General features: G+C 62.3%; 22 protein-coding genes and 1 pseudogene. 13 read left to right on the forward strand and 10 right to left on the reverse strand.

The window, feature by feature from the left end; genetic code table 11:
* A partial coding sequence (locus ACTJKE_RS33715; RefSeq protein WP_440693684.1) for a FecR family protein occupies nt 1–530 on the reverse strand: 530 nt, incomplete at its 3' end.
* A 319-nt stretch (nt 531–849) separates the two neighbouring features.
* On the opposite strand from ACTJKE_RS33715, the gene uvrB reads away from it, so the two are divergent.
* Nucleotides 850–3,792 (forward strand): excinuclease ABC subunit UvrB, encoded by a 2,943-nt coding sequence (gene uvrB, locus ACTJKE_RS33720; RefSeq protein WP_113514130.1) that lies wholly within the window; start codon nt 850–852, stop codon nt 3,790–3,792.
* Nucleotides 3,793–3,844: 52 nt separating this feature from the next.
* Here uvrB and ACTJKE_RS33725 read toward each other — a convergent pair whose 3' ends face one another.
* Both ACTJKE_RS33725 and ACTJKE_RS33730 read right to left on the reverse strand, forming a co-directional pair.
* The gene (locus ACTJKE_RS33725; protein ID WP_440693686.1) at nt 3,845–5,212 is read right to left on the reverse strand and encodes an ATP-dependent nuclease; all 1,368 of its coding nucleotides are present in this window, start codon (nt 5,210–5,212) and stop codon (nt 3,845–3,847) included.
* Between the two features lie 231 nt (nt 5,213–5,443).
* Nucleotides 5,444–5,515: pseudogene (locus ACTJKE_RS33730) on the reverse strand (AAA family ATPase); the annotation flags it as partial.
* Nucleotides 5,516–5,953: 438 nt separating this feature from the next.
* Here ACTJKE_RS33730 and tyrS point away from each other — a divergent pair.
* Nucleotides 5,954–7,216 (forward strand): tyrosine--tRNA ligase, encoded by a 1,263-nt coding sequence (tyrS, locus tag ACTJKE_RS33735; RefSeq protein ID WP_110878705.1) that lies wholly within the window; start codon nt 5,954–5,956, stop codon nt 7,214–7,216.
* Nucleotides 7,217–7,777: 561 nt separating this feature from the next.
* Here tyrS and ACTJKE_RS33740 read toward each other — a convergent pair.
* Nucleotides 7,778–8,131 (reverse strand): winged helix-turn-helix transcriptional regulator, encoded by a 354-nt coding sequence (locus tag ACTJKE_RS33740; RefSeq protein ID WP_440693688.1) that lies wholly within the window; start codon nt 8,129–8,131, stop codon nt 7,778–7,780.
* A 164-nt stretch (nt 8,132–8,295) separates the two neighbouring features.
* On the opposite strand from ACTJKE_RS33740, the gene ACTJKE_RS33745 reads away from it, so the two are divergent.
* On the forward strand, nt 8,296–9,180 hold the full coding sequence (locus ACTJKE_RS33745; RefSeq protein ID WP_110878707.1) for an NAD(P)-binding domain-containing protein: 885 nt from the start codon (nt 8,296–8,298) through the stop codon (nt 9,178–9,180).
* Between the two features lie 58 nt (nt 9,181–9,238).
* Here the strand turns inward: ACTJKE_RS33745 and ACTJKE_RS33750 are convergent, their stop codons facing one another.
* Nucleotides 9,239–9,973 (reverse strand): LssY C-terminal domain-containing protein, encoded by a 735-nt coding sequence (locus tag ACTJKE_RS33750; RefSeq protein WP_058324222.1) that lies wholly within the window; start codon nt 9,971–9,973, stop codon nt 9,239–9,241.
* Nucleotides 9,974–10,187: 214 nt separating this feature from the next.
* Entirely contained in the window at nt 10,188–10,829 is a 642-nt protein-coding gene (locus tag ACTJKE_RS33755; protein WP_093232964.1) for a J domain-containing protein, read from the reverse strand.
* Nucleotides 10,830–11,493: 664 nt separating this feature from the next.
* Between ACTJKE_RS33755 and ACTJKE_RS33760 the strand changes: the two genes are divergently transcribed.
* Entirely contained in the window at nt 11,494–11,706 is a 213-nt protein-coding gene (locus ACTJKE_RS33760; RefSeq protein ID WP_034788487.1) for a cold-shock protein, read from the forward strand.
* A gap of 267 nt (nt 11,707–11,973) precedes the next feature.
* Here ACTJKE_RS33760 and dusA read toward each other — a convergent pair whose 3' ends face one another.
* Complete coding sequence (gene dusA / locus ACTJKE_RS33765) at nt 11,974–13,071, reverse strand: tRNA dihydrouridine(20/20a) synthase DusA (protein WP_110878710.1); 1,098 nt, start codon at nt 13,069–13,071, stop codon at nt 11,974–11,976.
* 419 nt (nt 13,072–13,490) lie between these two features.
* Here dusA and ACTJKE_RS33770 point away from each other — a divergent pair, with 419 nt between their 5' ends.
* From ACTJKE_RS33770 to ACTJKE_RS33810, 9 genes are all read left to right on the forward strand, one after another.
* Nucleotides 13,491–13,745, forward strand: a complete 255-nt coding sequence (locus ACTJKE_RS33770; protein WP_440693691.1) for a hypothetical protein — start codon at nt 13,491–13,493, stop codon at nt 13,743–13,745.
* 142 nt (nt 13,746–13,887) lie between these two features.
* Nucleotides 13,888–14,010: a hypothetical protein gene (locus ACTJKE_RS33775; protein WP_255570991.1), complete on the forward strand. Its 123-nt coding sequence runs from the start codon at nt 13,888–13,890 to the stop codon at nt 14,008–14,010.
* 156 nt (nt 14,011–14,166) lie between these two features.
* Complete coding sequence (locus tag ACTJKE_RS33780; protein WP_093232961.1) at nt 14,167–14,457, forward strand: hypothetical protein; 291 nt, start codon at nt 14,167–14,169, stop codon at nt 14,455–14,457.
* Nucleotides 14,458–14,662: 205 nt separating this feature from the next.
* Nucleotides 14,663–15,055, forward strand: coding sequence for a hypothetical protein (locus tag ACTJKE_RS33785; protein WP_440693693.1), 393 nt, complete (start codon nt 14,663–14,665; stop codon nt 15,053–15,055).
* Between the two features lie 115 nt (nt 15,056–15,170).
* The gene (locus ACTJKE_RS33790; RefSeq protein ID WP_093232960.1) at nt 15,171–15,407 is read left to right on the forward strand and encodes a hypothetical protein; all 237 of its coding nucleotides are present in this window, start codon (nt 15,171–15,173) and stop codon (nt 15,405–15,407) included.
* A gap of 197 nt (nt 15,408–15,604) precedes the next feature.
* Nucleotides 15,605–15,841, forward strand: coding sequence for a DUF982 domain-containing protein (locus ACTJKE_RS33795; protein ID WP_082616090.1), 237 nt, complete (start codon nt 15,605–15,607; stop codon nt 15,839–15,841).
* Between the two features lie 334 nt (nt 15,842–16,175).
* On the forward strand, nt 16,176–16,382 hold the full coding sequence (locus tag ACTJKE_RS33800) for a hypothetical protein (protein ID WP_057254287.1): 207 nt from the start codon (nt 16,176–16,178) through the stop codon (nt 16,380–16,382).
* Nucleotides 16,383–16,634: 252 nt separating this feature from the next.
* Nucleotides 16,635–17,321: a fumarylacetoacetate hydrolase family protein gene (locus ACTJKE_RS33805; RefSeq protein ID WP_058328739.1), complete on the forward strand. Its 687-nt coding sequence runs from the start codon at nt 16,635–16,637 to the stop codon at nt 17,319–17,321.
* Nucleotides 17,322–17,398: 77 nt separating this feature from the next.
* On the forward strand, nt 17,399–17,929 hold the full coding sequence (locus tag ACTJKE_RS33810) for a gamma carbonic anhydrase family protein (protein WP_058324218.1): 531 nt from the start codon (nt 17,399–17,401) through the stop codon (nt 17,927–17,929).
* A 51-nt stretch (nt 17,930–17,980) separates the two neighbouring features.
* On the opposite strand, the gene ACTJKE_RS33815 is transcribed toward ACTJKE_RS33810, so the two are convergent.
* Genes ACTJKE_RS33815 through ACTJKE_RS33825 form a run of 3 tightly spaced genes read right to left on the reverse strand, consistent with a single transcriptional unit; the run spans nt 17,981 to nt 20,104 of the window.
* Nucleotides 17,981–18,376 carry a Fur family transcriptional regulator gene (locus ACTJKE_RS33815; RefSeq protein ID WP_057254283.1) on the reverse strand — a complete coding sequence of 132 codons (396 nt, stop codon included), beginning with the start codon at nt 18,374–18,376 and terminating at the stop codon, nt 17,981–17,983.
* Complete coding sequence (gene znuB / locus ACTJKE_RS33820; protein ID WP_058324217.1) at nt 18,376–19,206, reverse strand: zinc ABC transporter permease subunit ZnuB; 831 nt, start codon at nt 19,204–19,206, stop codon at nt 18,376–18,378. Before znuB ends, ACTJKE_RS33815 begins: the two co-directional genes overlap by 1 nt.
* Nucleotides 19,199–20,104: an ATP-binding cassette domain-containing protein gene (locus ACTJKE_RS33825; RefSeq protein ID WP_058324216.1), complete on the reverse strand. Its 906-nt coding sequence runs from the start codon at nt 20,102–20,104 to the stop codon at nt 19,199–19,201. Before ACTJKE_RS33825 ends, znuB begins: the two co-directional genes overlap by 8 nt.
* Nucleotides 20,105–20,149: the final 45 nt, after the last annotated feature.

A 20,149-nucleotide genomic window follows, 5' to 3' on the forward strand; every position in this document is an offset into this window, starting at 1 on the left:
GGCTTGGCGACGACGCAGTCGCAACGCTGCGTCAATTGCCGGCAGCCGCCGGCGCCACAGAAGCTTGCGGCGCCGCTGAGCAGCACGACAGCGGTCGTGCCGTCGCGGCCGACATAAAAATCGAAGGCGGTGCCGCGAACGCCGATCGTGCCGGCCGGCGTGACGATTTCATAGGCGGAGTGCCCGGACTTGCCGCTGATCCAGCGGAACGTGCCCTTGGCGGCCATGATCGTCAGCTTCTTCACCGACTTGGCATCATCGTAGACGAATTTGTCGATGACCACGGACGAACCCCAGCCGACCGCAAGCTTGGTGCCATCCTGGAAGACGAACTGGCCGAGACCGGACTTCGATGTCGAAATCCGTTCGTCCTTGTAGACCGGGTCCTTGACCGCGATCGGACCTCGCGCGCCGCTGACTGACGTGCGAATCTGCACCGCCTGGCCGACGGGCTCTGCAGCGCTGACAGGAAGCGGTTGGCAAAACGCAGCACAAATCGAGATGAGTGCGGCGCCACGCAAGTAGAACATGGCACCCTCCAAAGTGTTATTGTTATCACGCTGCAGGGATTTATGTCTTGTCGCCCAATTGGAGTAACGTAACGGCACATCGCAACCGTAAGAGTTATATCAACGAGCCAGTCCGGCTCGTCGCGGTTGAGGCAAGCGTGACCCGGCCGTCGGCCCGAGTGGTGGCGCTGCCACTCGTTCGGCGCCCAGTCGTCCGCAAATTCAACGCCACGCCCCTGCCGTTTCGCGTGCAAAGCTGCGCCGAAGCACTGCGAAATGTTGCCTTTTTGTACTCACTCGCCCCTTTTCTTTCGACCGGACTCTCGCCATATTCCCCGCCATGACCAAAGCTCCGAAGAATGCCCCGCCGAAGCCCTCCACGCCGTCCGGTTTCGAAGAAGCGCCGCAGGCGCCCTTGTCCGGCACGCCGCTCAGCGGCAACGTCTCGGATTGGGTGAAGCAGCTCGAGGCGGATGCGGAAGCCTCCGCTTTCGAAACCCAGCGTCAGATCGCCTCCAAGGCCGGCAAGCACCGCAAGACGGTGGAGATCGCCGCCTCCAAGGCGGCGCGCAAGGCGGCCGGCACGGATGACGACGCTCAGCCGAAGAAGGCGGGCAAGAAGGGCAAGGTCGAAATCGTCGGCAGCAAGTCCGCCCGCGGCACCTCCATGGGCGGCTCGACCGACCCGAAGACGCGCGCCGCCGCCGGTCTCAACCCGGTCGCCGGCCTGGACGTGTCGCTGGAGGATGCCGACAGGCTGACGGCCAAATCCGGCGTCACCGCCACGGTGGAAGCGCTGTCGGCGCTGATCGAAAGCGGCAACCCGCTGTTCAAGGACGGCAAGCTCTGGACGCCGCACCGGCCTGCCCGGCCGCCGAAATCCGAAGGCGGCGTCGAGATCCAGATGGTCTCCGATTACGAGCCGGCCGGCGACCAGCCGACGGCGATCGCCGATCTGGTCGAGGGCCTGACCTCCGGCGAGCGCAGCCAGGTGCTGCTCGGCGTCACCGGTTCCGGCAAGACCTTCACCATGGCCAAGGTGATCGAGGCAACGCAGCGTCCCGCCGTCATCCTCGCGCCCAACAAGACGCTGGCCGCCCAGCTCTATTCCGAGTTCAAGAACTTCTTCCCCAACAACGCGGTCGAGTACTTCGTCTCCTACTACGACTATTACCAGCCGGAAGCCTATGTGCCGCGCTCGGATACCTTCATCGAGAAGGAATCCTCGATCAACGAACAGATCGACCGCATGCGCCACTCGGCCACCCGCTCGCTGCTGGAGCGCGACGACTGCATCATCGTCGCCTCGGTCTCCTGCATCTACGGTATCGGCTCGGTCGAGACCTATACCGCCATGACCTTCCAGATGAGCGTCGGCGACCGGCTCGACCAGCGCCAGCTTCTCGCCGACCTGGTGGCGCAGCAGTACAAGCGCCGCGACATGGATTTCCAGCGCGGCTCTTTTCGCGTGCGCGGGGATACCATCGAGATTTTTCCGGCCCACCTGGAGGATGCCGCCTGGCGCATCTCCATGTTCGGCGACGAGATCGACGCGATCACCGAGTTCGACCCGCTGACCGGCCAGAAGACCGGCGACCTGAAGTCGGTGAAAATCTACGCCAACTCGCACTATGTCACCCCGCGCCCGACGCTGAACGGCGCCATCAAGGCGATCAAGGAAGAGCTGGTGCATCGCCTCGCCGAGCTGGAAAAGGGCGGCCGCCTGCTCGAGGCCCAGCGGCTGGAGCAGCGCACCCGCTATGATATCGAGATGCTGGAGGCGACCGGCTCCTGCGCCGGCATCGAGAACTATTCGCGCTACCTCACCGGCCGCAATCCCGGCGAGCCGCCGCCGACGCTGTTCGAATACATCCCCGACAACGCGCTGCTGTTCATCGACGAGAGCCACGTCTCCGTCAGCCAGATCGGCGGCATGTATCGCGGCGACTTCCGCCGCAAGGCGACGCTGGCCGAATACGGCTTCCGCCTGCCCTCGTGCATGGACAACCGCCCGCTGCGCTTCGAGGAGTGGGACGCGATGCGCCCGGACACGATCGCCGTTTCGGCGACCCCCGGCTCCTGGGAGCTGGAACAGTCTGGCGGCGTCTTTGCCGAACAGGTCATCCGCCCGACCGGCCTGATCGACCCGCCCGTCGAAGTGCGCTCTGCGAAAACCCAGGTCGACGACGTCCTGGGCGAAATCCGCGAGACCGCCGCCGCCGGCTACCGCACGCTCGTCACCGTGCTCACCAAGCGCATGGCCGAAGACCTCACCGAATACCTGCACGAACAGGGCATTCGCGTGCGCTACATGCACTCCGACATCGACACGCTGGAACGCATCGAGATCATCCGCGACCTGCGCCTCGGTGCCTTCGACGTGCTCGTCGGCATCAACCTGTTGCGCGAAGGCCTCGACATTCCCGAATGCGGCTTCGTCGCCATTCTCGACGCCGATAAGGAAGGTTTCCTGCGCTCCGAGACCTCGCTGGTGCAGACCATCGGCCGCGCCGCCCGTAACGTCGACGGCAAGGTCATCCTCTATGCCGACCAGATCACCGGCTCGATGCAGCGCGCCATGGACGAGACCAGCCGCCGCCGCGAAAAGCAGATGGCCTTCAACGAGGCCAACGGCATCACCCCGGAATCGGTGAAGGCGAAAATCTCCGACATCCTCGACTCGGTCTACGAGAAGGACCACGTCCGCGCCGACATCTCCGGCGTCGCCGGCAAGGGTTTTGCCGACGGCGGCCATCTCGTCGGCAACAACCTGCAGGCGCACCTCAACGCGCTGGAAAAGCAGATGCGCGACGCCGCCGCCGACCTCGACTTCGAAAAGGCCGCGCGCCTGCGCGACGAGATCAAACGCCTCAAGGCCGCCGAACTCGCCGCGATGGACGACCCGATGGCACGGGAAGAGGCAAGGTCGCAGGAAGGCCGCAAGGGCGCCTCCTCGTCGACGTCATCCTCGTCCTCGGGTTCAACCCGAGGATCGACCCGAGGATCCAAGACCACGGACGAAAAGTCGCTGTTCCAGAAACCCCACCTCGATGACATGGGCCGCGACGTTGCGACACCCGCCGGCTCGGACAAATCGCTGTTCCGCAGGAACACCCTCGACGAAATGACCGTCGGCCGCACCGAAAAGCCGGTCATCGGCCACGTCCCGGAAAAACCGATCCTCACCCGGGCGAAGCCGGGCGTCGGCTCCTATGAGGACCCGGCGGATGAGAAGCGGCAGAAGGGCCGGACGAAGGGGAAAACGGGGCGGCCGGGGCGGTGAGGTAAATCGATCTGAGTAAGTATATGAGGCCGAAGAAGCTGAGAGCGCTTACTCACGACAAAGCAGAATTGACCAATCCCAGGATACTTAACATGTCATCATCGACGTGGCGCACTTCAAACTCGTCCGCAATCATCGCGTTTGAAATGTTGATTCCGTATTTGTCCCTTAGAGCGACATTGAGATCTATAAGAAACTGCTTTCCACCGATACGCTTCTTGAAGCCGATGGTGGACCAATCCTGGTCAAACTCGATTTTTGCAGTTTTTAGAACTGTCGACGGATCTCTCCCATCTCTTTTTAAGCTAGAGTACTTGGTCGCAAAGGACTGAATATTTATCAAGCAATCCTCACGATGGACTTCAGCGACGGTCGCAATCAAATCTTGCGCTTCACGTTCAGAGATACGTACTTCCCGACGAAGGCCAGCTTTCTGGATTGCAGCGCATAGTGGCTCAGTTTCCAGCAGGTAGTTCTCCAGTTCTTTGCGCTGAAGTACTCGACAAACGACGCCAGAGTCCGACAGCCTTCGTTGGAAATCGTCGATCTCCGCATCCGAACGATAATCTCGATCGAACAAAGCAACAATCTTTGCCTCCATCCCGAATAACTCTTTGAACATCCAAGTTAAATTATCGACTCTGTGCCAGTGTTCGTAGCCGCCTATTTTTATAGATAGCGTATCAGGATCAGAAAGAACGCCTCCCTTTAAAACCTTTTGCTCAAACCTCTTAAAAAGCGTCCTGTCATTTCCCTCAAACGCAACTATTCTCTTCGCGCGAGCCAGGCGAGCAAAGTCTGCATTCTCTGATGAACCTAGCAAAGCGTGAGCGCTACGATACCCCGCGTCCGATGTGATACGTGCACCGCTCACAAGTCCGGGCTTGATCAAGATAACATCCGCAGCATTTGCTTCGTTCATAAGTTCCGCAGAGTGGGTAGCGATAAAGATCTGTTTGAATCTCTTTTTTGCGACGTGAAATAATCGGCGCTGCAAATCTGCGTGTAAGTAAACGTCAGGTTCGTCGAGGACAAGAATATCGCTCTCCTCTCCTCGCAGAAAATGAGTCATCATTTGAAGCCAAGCCTGGAAACCAAACCCAGACCAGTAAATTTCCCGATGCAGGCCGTTCTCTTGAAAGAACATTTGAATTTGAGGTGGGTAGCGACCGTTTAGTTCGGGCGCATGAACCTCAATGCCGGGCCAGTGCGCACTGACTAGTTCCCGAAATTCTTCAAACTCAGCCGGACTTTTGTTGCGCCAAATATTGCGAAAATTTCTTGCGGCAAGCCGCGTGTATTCAACTGAGCGGACATACTCGGGATCATTCGGCTTTTCACCCTCCTCGAACTGGCTCAAAGTTGGAACGACTACGACCCTTTCCGGAAAGCACCGGGAAAAGAAGCTTTTGTTTTTCACAAGCTTTGTATCCGACTCTACGTATATCCTCGGCATCAATTCTGGATTTATATTTATATGAAGCTTGCTGCCGTTCTCACTATGAATGACAATCTCAGCATACTCTTCTGAATAATTCCGACATATGTTCTCTAGAGTTACGCTGAAAATGCTGTTGCTCGCCTCATACGCCGCGCAAACCCCAATTCCTGGATAGCTTTCAAAGTGCGGAACACGACGACTTGCGAAACGTTGAACATCGGCAAAAAGCCTAAGCGCGTCTAGAATTGATGATTTCCCGGCGTTGTTCGGACCAACTAGAATGTTTCTTTCCCGGCACGATACGCTAAATCGTTCGTAAAATTGAGAAGCTCAATTCTCTTGAACATAATTTATCGTATTTCCTACCCGAAAACTGCGGCTGGCAAAAATGCAACCGTAGGCTGGCAATACGGGGACAGAAATTCAAGTAGATGTTCACCAATCGGCCTATTTCCACCTTTTTGAACACAGAATATTTTTCTGTCTTTATCGATATGTTGAATTTTCGACTCGCACTCATCAAAGGCTACCCACGCCCTTGCCGCCTCCCCCAATCACCGCTACAACTACACGATGATCAAGACCGCGCTTATCGCTGCCACCTATTATGCGACGTCCCCATAGGGAGCGGCGCGTTTCGATCATGTCTTGAAACAAGCCGCCGTCAGGCGGCTTTGTTTTGTTCAGTGCTCCCTGGCGGCAATGCCATGGAGAGCCCTAATGACCGATTCCGACAATCCCACCGATGCCTTTCAGCCGCGCTCCGCGATCACCCGGACGCTGGTCGAGCGCGGTTATGTCAACCAGGTGACCGACCTTGCGGGCATCGACGGCGCCTTCGCGGCTGGCATCGTGCCGGTTTACGCCGGTTTCGACGCAACGGCGGACAGTCTGCATGTCGGCCATCTCATGCCGATCATGGCGCTGCGGCGGCTGCAGCAGGCCGGCCACAAGCCGATCGTGCTGATCGGCGGCGGCACCACGCGCATCGGCGATCCGAGTTTTCGCTCGGCGGCGCGGCCGATGCTGTCGGAGGAGGAAATCGCGGCCAATGTCGCCGGCATCCGCAAAGTGTTCGAGCGGCTGCTGACCTTCGGCGACGGGCCGAGCGATGCTGTCATGGTCAACAATGCGGACTGGCTGGACCGGATGGCCTGGATCGACATGCTGCGGGACGTCGGAAAGCACTTCTCCGTCAACCGCATGCTCTCCTTCGACAGCGTGAAGACGCGACTGGAGCAGCAGGAGAACCTGAGCTTCCTCGAGTTCAACTACATGATCCTGCAGGCGGTCGACTACCTCGAGCTGTTCCGTCGCACCGGCTGCCGGCTGCAGCTCGGCGGCGGCGACCAGTGGGGCAACATCGTCGGTGGCGTCGACCTGGTGCGCCGCATCGAGGGCGCGGAGGTCTTCGGCATGACCACGCCGCTGCTGACCACCGCCTCGGGTGTCAAGATGGGCAAGACGGCGGCCGGCGCCGTCTGGGTCAACGAAGACCGCCTGTCGCCCTACGACTACTGGCAGTTCTGGCGCAACGCCGAGGATGCCGATGTGGTGCGCTTTCTCAAACTCTTCACCGATCTGCCGCTCGACGAGATCGAAAGACTGGGTCGCGCCGAGGGCGCGGACCTCAACGTGGTCAAGGAACGCCTCGCGAATGAGGCAACGGCGCTGGCGCATGGGCCGGAGGCAGCCCGGCGGGCGCAGGCAACGGCGCGGCAGGCCTTTGGCGCGGGTGAAGCGGCCGAGGGGCTGCCGACGGTCGAGCTGAGCGATGCCGAGCGCCTGAAGGGCATAGGTCTCGTCGACCTCGTGGTGCGGGCAGGACTGGCCTCATCGAAAGGCGAGGCACGGCGGGCAATCGCCGGGCGCGGTGTCCGCCTGGACGGAGAAGTCGTTGAGGATGCAGAGACAATCGTCTCACTCGGCGAGCATCCGGTTCGGCTCTCGCTTGGCCGCAAGCGCCATGCCGTGGTGAAGTAGCGCGGCGATCACGCGTCCCACCGCCCGCATTCCCATGTCTGTCACAGGCATCCCCCTGCCGCGCTGCGGCGGGGGGATGCGCCGACCATTACGAGAAAGTCTTCGTTATGGCTCGGGATCTCTCGCCGCGCGGACGTGCGGCTGCTGGATCTCTGTGACAAGCACAGAGATGAGGGTGGACAGAAGATCGTTGCCCCAAGGGAACCGGATGCCAGGGATGAAAATTCCGCAGGCGCAGGAAATCGCGGGCACCCGGAGCCACAGGAATCCAGCCGCGCCGAGTCGGCGGCACGAGGGGATGCGTTGCCCCGAATGCGCGAGCACCCAGCGTGCCGGCTCGGCATACCCCGCCGCGCGGACGTGCGGCTGCTAGATCTCTGTGACAAGCACAGAGATGAGGGGCGAGCGGGCTGTGACCGCTAAGATCGTCGCTCCGGAGGGAGGTGCTCAGGGGCGTGGACACAAAGGCGTGGACACAGGGGCGCGGTCATAAGGGCGTGCTCAAAGGCGCGCGCGTTTGCGGGCGCCGCCACTGTTTCACCCGGGCGACGCTACCGCCGGTCAGCCCGCAGCAACCACCCTCGCCTCCGGCCGCACCTCGTCATCGCCGCCAAACTCCTCGCCCCACTTGCAGAGAGCCGCCGCCGCCAAGTTCAGCGCCGCGCCGCGTTCGGTCAGCGCGTACACCACCTTTGGCGGGATTTCCGGATAGGTGGTGCGGCTGACGAGGCCGTCGGCCTCCAATTCACGCAACTGCTGCGCCAGCATCTTCTCGCTGATTAAAGGGATCGCCTGGCGCAGGCGGCCGAAGCGGCGGGCGGCCTTGCCGAGTTCGCAGAGAATATCGACCTTCCACTTTCCCTCGATCGCCCTGAGCGCGGTGGCAAAGCCGCAGTTTTCCATTGCTGTCGTCACGTCATCCTCCCTTACGTCGCGGTAAGCACTTACCATCCGGTGCGTATTGCGACCCGGGCCGCCCACCTTACGTCTGAACCGCGACGACAACCGCGTCGCTGTGGAAATCAGGGCGGGATAAGGGTGCAGGCGCCCTTCCCGCGCCATGGATATGGAGACTGGGAATGCAACCTGCAATCAGCGTATTGGGAACGGGGCGCATGGGATCGGCGCTGGCGTATGCGCTTCTCAAGGCCGGGCACCCGACGACGGTGTGGAACCGCACGCCGGCAAAGGCGGCGCCGCTCGCTGCCGCCGGGGCCGAGGTGGCGGCAAGCGTGCGCAATGCGGTCGCCGCATCTGAGGTCGTCATTGTCAATGTCAGCGACTACCAGGCGACGCAAAGCCTTCTGCGCGACAAGGAGGTCGCCGGTGCCCTCGAGGGCAGACTGATCATCGAACTCACGTCAGGCACGCCCGATGGTGGCCGCGAGGCGCACGGCTGGGCGCAGCGGCAGGGTGCCCGCTATCTCGACGGCGCGATCCTGGCGACGCCGGACTTCATCGGCACCGAAGCGGGCACGCTGCTTGTCTCCGGTCCTTCAGCTGTTTTCGAGGAAGGCCGTAACGTGCTCGGCGCCCTCGGCGGCAATGTCCAGTTCATCGGCGAGGATCCGGGCCTCGCCAATGCGCTCGACAGCGCCGTGCTGGCGCTGATGTGGGGCGCATTGTTCGGTGCGCTGCAGTCGATCGCGGTTTGCCGGGCCGAGGCGATCGATCTCGGCGTGCTCGCAAGACAATGGACGGCGACGGCGCCGGTGGTCGAGGGGCTCGTCTCCGACCTCATCAAACGCAGCGCCGCCGGGCGCTATGACGCTGATGCCGAAACGCTCTCGTCCGTATCGCCGCATTACAGCGCGTTTCACCATTTGGTCGACCTGATGGAAGCCCGCGGCATCGACCGCACGATCACTGGGGGATACGAGGCGATCTTCCGCCGGGCGATCGAGGCCGGCCACCTGCACGACGATTTCGCATCGCTGTCGCAGTTCATGGGGCAGCCGGCGTAAGTCGAAAGGCGCGCTGGGGGCTGGCTCCACAAGGCGAGGCAGCACGAGCCGCCGAGCCTCACTTGGCAATCCCCGCGCCGCTGCCAACTGCTGCCGGCTTGAGCACACCGACCAGCGCCTTGCCGTCGGTGAAATAGGGGTCGCCACCGCCGTTGCGGCCGGTCTTGGTGGCACCGACGCCGGGGATTTCATAGGTCCGCGACACCTGTCCGGCCTTGTTGAGGTCGCCGATCACCAGATCGCGTTCGGCATCGAGATCGGGACCGATGTGGTGGGTGATCTGGCCGGTGTCGTGGCTCAAGCCAACGCCGCGGTCGAAGCTCGCCGAACCGAGCCAGAGCGGGCCACCGCCCTCGGCAGGCGTCGCGGTCTGCCAGAAGCGCACATGGTTGCGCTGGTCGGCGCTGCGGCCGACCGGCTTCTCGAAGGCCAGATCCTGCTTGCGCCCCTCGTAGAACAGCGGACTGACAGGCGCATCGAGATCCGGGCGGTCGAGCACGACGCTGAGGCCGATGTCGACGGACGATCGCAGCGTGACCTTGTCGGCGGCATCCCAGCCTGCAGCGTTAAAGGCACGGATGATCTGCTCCTTGGTGCCGACCAGCCCGACATTGATCGGATCACCGGGAATGCCCTGCTCCGTGGATGTCACCATGGGATTGAGCGGAACCTTCCGGCGGTCATCGTGGAAGAGCCATAGCTCCGGGACCAGGAAGTAGCTGACCGCGAGGTAGGCGGCGAGCACGATCCCCAGAAGGAGAAAGGCAACGCGCATGTTCAAGCGACGGCTCATGCCACTCTCCTTCGCTCCAGGCTCGGCGGAGGTCCCGGCCCCAGGGACAGGGAGAGAGTATGACACCGACAGAGGCGGCTGCACAGCGGCGGCGCGTAGGCGAACGCCGCCGACAGCAGGATCGGCGATCAGGGAGCCGGCAGCCGCATATCAGGCGCGGCCATGCCTTTCGTCGCAAAGCCAGAACGAACGCGACAGCGCCCGAGGCGGCGCCTTACTCCGCCGCGTGCGCCTTCATCTCCAGCGCCTCCAGCTCGTAGCTGTAGCCTTCCAGCATCTCATAGGCCTGCTCGATCGTCTTGATCTGCTCGTCGGCATTCTTGATCGCCTCGGCGATTGACCGCGAGCGGGCGCGCAGCATCGAGCCGAGCACATCGGTTTCCGGCCGGCGGCCGAGGCGGTCCAGGTGCTTGCGCACGCGGGCGCGGTGGCGCTCGAGCTCGAGGATATGGAAGCGGCTCTTGACGATATCGTCGGAGAGCTTGCGCCGCATGGCGGCGACAGGATCGAAGGTTCCGGGCTCGCGCTCGTCGAGAATGAACTCGTTGACCAGCGTTTCCAGCATCATCAGCCCCTTGAGGTCGCGCGGATCGGCGAGCTGCGGATCGTAGCCGGTGTCGTCATAGACCTTGCGGCGCACGGGATCCTTGAGCAGCTCATAGGCCACCTGCAGCCGCGCAAACTGTTCGGGATCGCCGCCGGAATCCGGATGCGCGGATTTCGCCGCCTTGCGATAGGCGCTGCGGATCGCCTGATTGTCGGCGTCGCGTTCCAGTCCAAGCAATTCGTAAGGGTCGATCACGCTGTCCCCACTTCGTCTGTCATTTCCGCCACCCGGTCGAGCCAGCCGGCGCATTCTCTGGGCGACACTTCGCCCTCTGGGCGACACTTCGCCCAGTCTTCCCGGTTATCGCCCGGCCAAGGCGACTTAATCGTCCAGGCTAGGCGACCTTCGTCCGCTCCAGGCGGAATGTCGGCCCGTCGCCTTTGCCAGTGGCTACGCCATCGCCAGCGAAGACGGAACCAACCTTCGGTAAAGCCTGCGCGTTATCCCGAGGATGTGCAAGCCTTAGGCACGCGGCCAAGCGCAACGACAGCATCCGCTGCGATCCGCGACCGGCCCCGTCGGCGGCGCGCACGTTCGGTCGCGGTCGGGACGAAATTGTGTCGAGAAACGGACCGTCCCCGATTTTTCTGCCGGAGGCGTGAATGGAGTGGCGAGAAATCGGCCAAAGCCTTGCAAAGCCTGACACTCCGCGCCTTGATGCGTCGTACAAGGCGCTTGCCTTTTTCTGCAAATCCTGTCACTTCTTGCGCCGTTCGGGCGATTTCTATCCCGGAGACTGGACTTTCAACTGCGCCCGGCTTCGTGCCGGACCGCCGGCATCGGCACCGTAGACGTCTTTTCCCCGATATCGTGACCACTCGACGCCTTTCCGCTTGCAAGCGGAAGACGAGATGCCCACATCCCCTCGGGGGCGCGGGCAACGCAAATTGACTGAAGGAAAAGGACTTCTTCCATGGCCACCAAGGGCATCGTAAAATTCTTCAACCAGGACAAGGGCTTCGGCTTCATCACGCCGGATGGCGGCGCGAAGGACGTGTTCGTACACATCTCCGCCGTTCAGGCCGCTGGCCTCGCAACGCTCAAGGATGGCCAGCAGGTCACCTTCGACACCGAGCCGGATCGCATGGGCAAGGGCCCGAAGGCCGTCAACATCCAGGCTGCCTAAGCCGGATCGTCCAGTCGGACATTCATTTGGAAACGGCGCTCCGCAAGGGGCGCCGTTTTCGTTTGGGGCACGAGGTTTTGGAAGGCACGACTTCTGCTCCCCTCATGCCTGTGCTTGTCACAGGCATCCAGCCGCCGCGCGTCGGCGCGGCGAGACCTCCCCCGACGACTATTGACCTCTGTCCTCTTCTGCGCCGCGGACGCGGCGCTGCTGGATTCCTGTGACAAGCACAGGAATGAGGGAAGAAACCTCAGGCGCTAGCCGACCCTATTCCGCCGCCTGCTTGGCCGCCATGGCCTCGAACACCGCGTCGAAGGCAGCGTGGATCACTTCGGGCCCGGCGCCCTTGCGCGTCGCGTCGGCGGAAAGCAACTGCCGATAGCGCCGCGCGCCCGGCCAGCCTTGGAACAGGCCGACCATGTGGCGCGTCACGTGGATCAGCCGGCCGCCATTGGCGATATGCGCGGCGGCATAATCCGCCATCACGTCACGAACATCCGCCCAGAAATCGAGATCGAGGCGATGGCCGCGCTCGGAGAAGGCGTTGGCTTCCTGCATCACCGGCGCCGCCCCCGTCAGCGGATGCGGGAAATGCCCATCCGCCGCCGTCAGCATGGCGCTGTCGTGATAGGCCGCACGGCCGAGCATCACGCCATCCAGATGCTGCAACTGCTCAAGCGCCTGACTCAACGTTTGAAGGCCGCCATTGATGCCGATGAAAAGATTGGGATTTTCCTGCTTCAGCCGATGCACGAGACCATAGTCGAGCGGCGGGATCTCGCGGTTTTCCCTCGGGCTCAGGCCCTGCAGCCACGCCTTGCGCGCATGCACCCAGACGGCATCCGTGCCGGCGTCGACCACCTGCGCAACGAGCGTCCGCAGCGCCACCTCCGGATCCTGCTCGTCGACGCCGATGCGGCATTTGACCGTGACCGGGATCTTCACCGCCGCCTTCATCGCCGCAACGCAGGCAGCCACCGTCTCCGGCTCCTGCATCAGGCAGGCACCGAAGGTGCCCGATTGCACCCGGTCCGACGGGCAGCCGACATTCATGTTGATCTCGTCATAGCCGAAGTCTTCGGCGATAACAGCCGCCTCCGCCATCTTCCGGGGATCGCTGCCGCCAAGCTGAAGCGCGACCGGATGTTCGCAGGCGTCGAAGCCGAGCAATCTCTGCCGATCGCCACGCAGGATCGCCTCGGCGACGATCATCTCCGTATAGAGCAGCGCATGCCGCGACAGTTGCCGCGCAAAGAACCGGTAGTGCCTGTCCGTCCAGTCGATCATAGGCGCCACGGCGAAAACCGGTGCGTTGAAATAGTGACGGTTGCCCGGATTTCCGGGCTGTGCGCGGCCTTCTGCCATGCTCGATCAGCTCTCGTTATTCTGGTTTTGCGCGCCGGCGCTACACTGTAGCACTCACGGCAGATTTGCAGCACTGGCGCCCGCTTGGCGCCAAAGCCCCCTGATGGGACGGCGCCTTATACAGTGCAACGCCGAAGAATGCGAGACCGTGTCGAACGACACGGCGCATCCCCCGATTCTCGCCCCCTGCAATGCGGTGATAGCCGCATGACGGCCCCTATCCGATTGATATTGCAGCCGCGCGACGCGCCGGATACAACCTGCGCGGCAACGACACATGGGGAACAACGAATGCTGAAATACCTCTCTCTCGCACTGGCCGCTCTTGCGCTCTCCGGCTGCCAGCCGCCGGCGCCGGAATCCGTTCTGGCGACGCAAAAACGCCGTCGGCAGCGGTGCGCAAGGAGTATGTTGCAGTGATGCGGGCCATCGACGCCAAGGGCGCCCAGTTCAAGATGGCCGAGATATCGAGTGTGGTCTTGCTCAATCCCGAAGCGAAGATCTATGCCTTTTGTGTCCGCTTCAGGGAAACCCGGATCCAGGAGGTATTGCAGGTCGGCGGCTATGCCTTGCGCGATGGGAAGATCGTCGACTCGAGCTCGTACGATTCCCGCTGCAACGACAAGCGACTGCGCTGGTACGACTTTCCAGAACTCCGCTCGATGCGCAGCTGATGGGATTCCACTCGAGTCGCGGCAGAGCGCCTCAGCGAGGAGCGCTCGCCCTCCGGTCCCCCCGCCGGCAGCCTGGTTTCCATTTTGTTAAGCAGAATCTCCGATTGTTCCGCTTTGACATGATCGTCGTCGGAGCGAAGACATGAGCTACGATTGGAGCGGCGCACGGCGCCGGCGGACAATAGCGACCGTCATAGGGGCAGCGTTCCTTCTGGCGGCGCTGGCCGCCACGGTTGCCGCGGCAGTGGCCGGCAGTATCTTCTGAGATACCCCTTTTGGGTGAGGCAGGCGGCCAAGGCCGCCTGCCTGTATTTGAAGGACCAACGCCGGACCGAACCGCTTGCCGAACTCCGGCCAACTTGCCTTCTTCGTCGGCAAATGATCGCCTTTCGCCGCAACCAGCAAGCGAAGGAATCATGCGATGTCGAAATCCCCGGACGAAATGAGCAATGAAGAGCTGCGCCTCCATGGCGACGCGGCCCGGCTCGGGCAACTCTCGATCCTGAATGCGACGGTCGCGGCTCTCGTCATGCAGGCCGGAGACAAACAGGCGATCGTCGATTCCATCGCCAATTGCCTCGCCGATCTCAAGGCCGCTTGGCAGAACGAAACGGATGCGAGCTCTTTTGGCGAAGCGGCGATGGCCGGCGCGCAGGGGTCCGCCAATCTCTTTCTCTACTTCGCAGGCCCGCCCACGCGGCACGACGCGTGACGCGATCCGCCGTCACCACCGCTTCCTGGACTTGACAGAAGCGACCGAAGGCGATTACAGCGCCGCGCGTCTATCGAGATGCCAGCGGTCGCTGTCCAGGAACCTGCTCCCTAGTTTCGCCCATCAATCGATTCCGAACTAAGGATTTGCACGGTAAGGCAGTGCCCCTGTATCGATACAGTTGACAGGAAAAAGGACGGACGGCATGAAACGCGCGATCGCGGCACTGCTCACGCTTCTCTTGGCCGGATGCCAGTCGATGGAGTTGGAGGCGCCTGAAGTCGCAAGGCCGAGACCGGCTGCCCCCTCCGTACCGACGCTTTCCGGCGACGCGCTCCAGGCCTTCCTCGTCGGAAAGACGCTGCGCTACAACCTCAACGGCGTCAATTCCACTTTCTACGCCGACGGCCGCTACGGCTATCGCGACTACGAGGTGCGCGACGGCGGCAGCTACACGATCAGTGGCGACGAGGTTTGCATCACCTTCGAGGACGGCGGGCGGCGCTGCGACCAGTATGCGCAGATCGGCCCCGACTATTATCGCATCGAGGAAGGCGGTCGCCGCACCAAGGTCGACCGCGTCGTGCCCGCGGCCTGATAGCCGATCTCCGATTAATCGCTAGACCACTGGAACCCCTCATTCCCAAGGGGTCAAATTCGCTTGCGTTCTGCCATAGTGCCGGGCGGGGAAATGGGTGCTGCGGGAGGAACAGGTGGCCCCTTTGCGAGCGACACAATGCCTTGCCCTGTCGAAGGGTGACATGGAGAGGCTGCAACGTGTCTTCGACGAGCTTTGCCGGGAACAGGGCTGGGCACGCGACGGCGAACGGGCGCGGCGCCATGCCCGTATGCTGATCGACGACTACCTTGCCGGCAATACCAACGAGATGCACCTGCTTCTTGCAGGACGCGCCTTTGCCGAGCGCCTGCGGCACGACGTCTCCCTTTAGGGTCGTGGCGTCCTTTTCGGCCATCGCCGCACGCCGCCAGCGCGTGCAGCGCGCTGATCAAACACGGAAAAGCTGCTTACAAATCCCTCCTCCTGCGCTACATTAGCAAGATCGACTGTCGATGCCGCTTGAGAGGAGCCAGGGGGCCGACAGCCGCAGTGCCGACATTCATTGAGATGATCTCGAGGAGGAGACGCATGCAAGTAGTCTGGAAACAGCCGATCGAGCTCGACTTTGTTGGCGGCATGTGCCGCACCGTGAAAGGCCCCTCAGACGCGCTCGCCTGCCTTGCCGACCATTGGCCCCGCCGCGGGCCGTTCTATGTTGCCGCCCGCAGTGCCTGCCGCGCCGCAATCGATGGTCGCCGCACGGCCGAGGAGGCGCGAACGCTGTTCATATCGGCTGCCGAAGAGGCCGAACTGGACGCTCACTGAGGCGCAACCGCGCCGGACCGTATCCCGCCGCACGAAGCGGCGCACGCTCGCCAGCGGCGGGCGCAAGATGACCTTTTAGTTGAAGCCGCTTAGTTGAAGCCGCAGACCCAATACCCGTCGACGAACGGCTCAGATACCGGGCATTTGCTCAAAAACCGCATCATTTCGGCGCATTATCGCCCAATCATGCATGATTTTTCCAGAAACGGCCCGATTTCTGTCGTGAAGCCTTCACTTCTTCCGGCTATATTCTGAGGTGCCTCACAAAAACCAATTTCGGAGCGCTTTATTCCCCGCAAGGGAATTAAAAAAAACGATATACGGGAGAGAACATATGAGCGAGAGCAATCTCTATCGCATCGTTGAAGTCAGCGTGAAGCGTGAAGGTGGCCGCCGTGACGTCGGTATCATGACGGTGCGCCAGGCCCTTGAGCTTCCCCAAGTTCCCAGTCTCGAATACAGCCATCCGGAGCTCAATTCGCGTTCCGACGGCAGGTTCCTGACCCGCGATCAGCTTCAGGCCTACGCACACTGCGCCTGAGTTTGCCGCTCACGGCATCCTCTCGGCTGCTGTGATCTCGCGCGCCCGTCCGGGCGCGTTTTAGTCCAAAATCCTTCTCAAACCTTCGTCTTATTTTTCATCGGATCGATTCCGATTCGCGGATTTATGCAGTAACGTCCGGATTCTTCCCTGCCTCGCTCGAAACCGCACTCGGTCGACGGCGAGCGCCTATCAAACGCGCAGCGATCTTTCTGTCCGTTGAGACCGATGGACGCCCAAGACCGGACGATCATGGAAACTATCATCCCTCCTCCGCTTCCCGTGCTGCTGCCGATCTCAGGCAGTCTGGTCGGCTTTCCGGTTCGCCGGGTCTATTGCGTCGGTCGCAACTATGCTGCCCACGCCATCGAGATGGGTCACGATCCGGACCGCGAACCGCCGTTCTTCTTCCAGAAGAATCCGGACAACCTGCTTGCCGCCGGTAGCGCCTTCCCCTATCCGCCGCTGACCGCCGACGTCCATCACGAGGTCGAACTCGTCGTGGCGCTGAAGCGCGGCGGCAGCGACATCGCCGTCGAGGATGCGCTGGATTGCGTCTACGGCTATGCCGTCGGCATCGACTTCACCCGCCGCGATCTGCAGGCCGAGGCCAAGAAGGCAGGCAAGCCCTGGGCCGCCGCCAAGGCCTTCGAACATTCCGCCCCGGTCTCGGTGATCGTGCCGGCCGAAGCGATCGGCCACCCGGTCAACGGCAATATCTGGTTGAAGGTGAATGGCGAAATGCGCCAGCAGGGCGATCTCGATCAGATGATCTGGAAGGTACCGGAGATCATCGCCGAGCTCTCCAAGCTCTTCACGCTGGCTCCCGGCGACGTCATCATGACCGGCACGCCGTCGGGCGTTGGTGCCGTCGTGCGCGGCGACGAGGTCACCTGCGGCGTCGACGGCGTCGCGGCGCTTGCGGTTAGCGTCCTTTAGAAAAATTGTGCCAGGAACGGCGTGACGCGCACTTCCTGGCACCCCATCATTTCAGACGACACGAAGGATATCTGCCGATGCCGCTTTATGCCCTTGGATCGCTTCGCCCGCAGACCCCGCCGAACGGCGGCTACTGGGTGGCCCCGGACGCAAACGTCATCGGACAGGTCGAGATCGGCGACGAGGTTGGCATCTGGTTCGGCGTGACGCTGCGCGGCGACAATGAGCCGATCCGGCTCGGTGCCCGCACCAATATCCAGGAAAACGTCGTCATCCATGTCGACCCGGGCTTCCCGGTCACGATCGGCGAAGGCTGCACCATCGGCCATGGTGCCATCATCCACGGCTGCACCATCGGCGAGAACTCGCTGATCGGCATGGGTGCGACGGTGCTCAACGGCGCCAAGATCGGCCGCAACTGCCTGGTCGGTGCCAATGCGCTAGTGACCGAGGGCAAGGAGTTTCCGGACAATTCGCTGATCGTCGGCGCGCCGGCCAAGGCGATCCGTACGCTGGACGACGCTGCTGTTGAAGGGCTGAAGCGCTCGGCAGCGCACTACGTCAAGAACTGGCGGCGCTACGCCTCCGATCTCACCCGGCTGGATTGAACTCCAGGCTTGTCCGAAAAAGCGGTTCCGCCCTGATCGGCGGAATCGGACTCAGACGCAGCTCTGGCAATGGCCGCGGATCTCGATCGTGGTCTTCTCGGTCTTGAAGTTCTGCGCCCGCGTCAGCGTCGAAAGCCGCTGCTCGATCGCCTCGTCATGAAACTCCGTCACCTGGCCGCAGCCTTCGCAGATGGTGAAGGCGGTGACGCCGTGGTCGTGCTCGTGATCATGCGGGCAGCTACAGGCGACGAAGGCGTTCAGGCTCTCCAGCCGGTGCACGAGGCCGTATTCGAGCAGCTTGTCGAGTGCCCGATAAACCTGCAGCGGCGCACGAAAACCATGATCGCGCAGCTTGTCGAGAATGGTGTAGGCGCTCATCGGCCCTTCGGAATGGCTGAGCGCATCCATCACCAGCGTCTGGTTCTTGGTCAGTTGCGGCGTCGCCATCAGTGGTGTCCTCCGGGCGTGGAATGGTGCGCTGCCTCGATCGGGCGGCGGCCGATCGGTAGCAGACTCAGAACGAAAAGCCCAACCGCAGCAACGACGATAGACGGTCCCGATGGCGTATCCCAGTGCAGCGAGCCGAAAAGTCCGCCGGTAACCGCAAGCGCACCAATGACCGAGGCAAGAACCGCCATCACTTCCGGCGAGGTCGAAAAGCGCCGTGCAGTCGCCGCCGGGATGATGAGCAGCGAGGTGATGAGCAGGATGCCGACGATCTTCATGGCGATCGCGATCACCAGCGCCATCAAAAGCATGAAGAAGAGCCGCGTGCGCTCGGGCTGCAACCCCTCCGCCTCTGCCAGTTCCGGATTGACGGTGGAGGCCAAGAGCGGCCGCCAGAGATAGACGATGGCGAAGATGACGAGGATGCCGCCGCCCCAGATGATGTCGATGTCGGATTCCGAGACGGCGAGAATGTCGCCGAAGAGGAAGCCGACGAGATCGATGCGCACCCAGGTCATGAAGGCGACGATGACGAGGCCGAAGGAGAGCGCCGAATGCGAAAGGATGCCGAGCAGTGCATCGGTCGAAAGCGCCCCTCGCCGCTGCAGGAAGAGGAGCAGCACCGAGACGACGGCGGCAACGATGAAGACGCTGAGCATCAGGTTGAGCTCGAGAAGCAGCGATAGCGCCACGCCGAGCAGCGCCGAATGCGCCATGGTGTCACCGAAATAGGCCATGCGTCGCCAGATGACGAAGCAGCCGAGCGGCCCCGCCATGACGGCGATGCCGATGCCGGCGATCAGCGCGCGCACGAAGAAATCGTCAAGCATCGCGCTTCTCCTTCGCGTCATAACCATGCAGCCGCGTGTGGTGGCCGCAGCCGCAATCCTCGCCGTGGTCGTGCACGTTTTCCTCGTCGTCATGGTGGTGGCCGTCGCCGGGGAAGCAATGTTCCGTAATCGAGCCGTCGGCATGGAGCACCCGGCCATCGGGCAGATGGGTATGGTCATGGTGGTGGCTGTAGACCGCAAGCGTATTGGCCGCCCGCCTACCGAAGAGCTTCTGGTATTCCGGGCTCTGGCTGACGGCCTGCGGCGTACCGCGGCAGCAGACGTGACCGTTCAGGCAGACGACCGTGTCGGTCTCGGCCATGACGATGTGCAGGTCGTGCGAAATCAGAAGGATGCCGCAGCCTGTGCGGTTGCGGATCTGTTTGATCAGTTCGTAAAGCGCAATCTCGCCGCTGAAATCGACGCCCTGCACCGGCTCGTCCAGCACGAGCAGGTCGGGCTTGCGGGCGATGGCACGGGCAAGCAGCGCCCGCTGGAACTCGCCGCCCGACAGATGCTGGACTTCAGCTTTCGCCAGATGCAGCACGCCGGTCGCCGAAAGCGCTTCCTCGATCTCCCTGCCCTTCAAGGGTCCGGTCAGCGTCATCAGCCGCTCGACCGTCAAGGGCAGTGTCCAGTCGACGGCGAGCTTCTGCGGCACGTAGCCGACTTTCAGGCCCGGCTTGCGCTCGACATAGCCCTCATCCGGCTTCAACACGCCGATCGCCGCCTTTGCCGTCGTCGATTTGCCCGAGCCGTTCGGCCCGATCAGCGTGACGATCTCGCCCGGGCTGATCGAGAACTCGACGCCGCGCACCAGCCAGCGGCCGTTGCGGCGCACGCCGGTTTTGCTGAGATTGACCAACGGCAACGTGTCTGGGGAGCGGAAATTCAGCATGAAAAAATTCCGGATTGGATGGTTGCCACTGGCTATCGCACACGT

The sequence above is a fragment of the Ensifer sp. 22521 genome (assembly GCF_052044795.1).
Lineage (GTDB): Bacteria > Pseudomonadota > Alphaproteobacteria > Rhizobiales > Rhizobiaceae > Ensifer.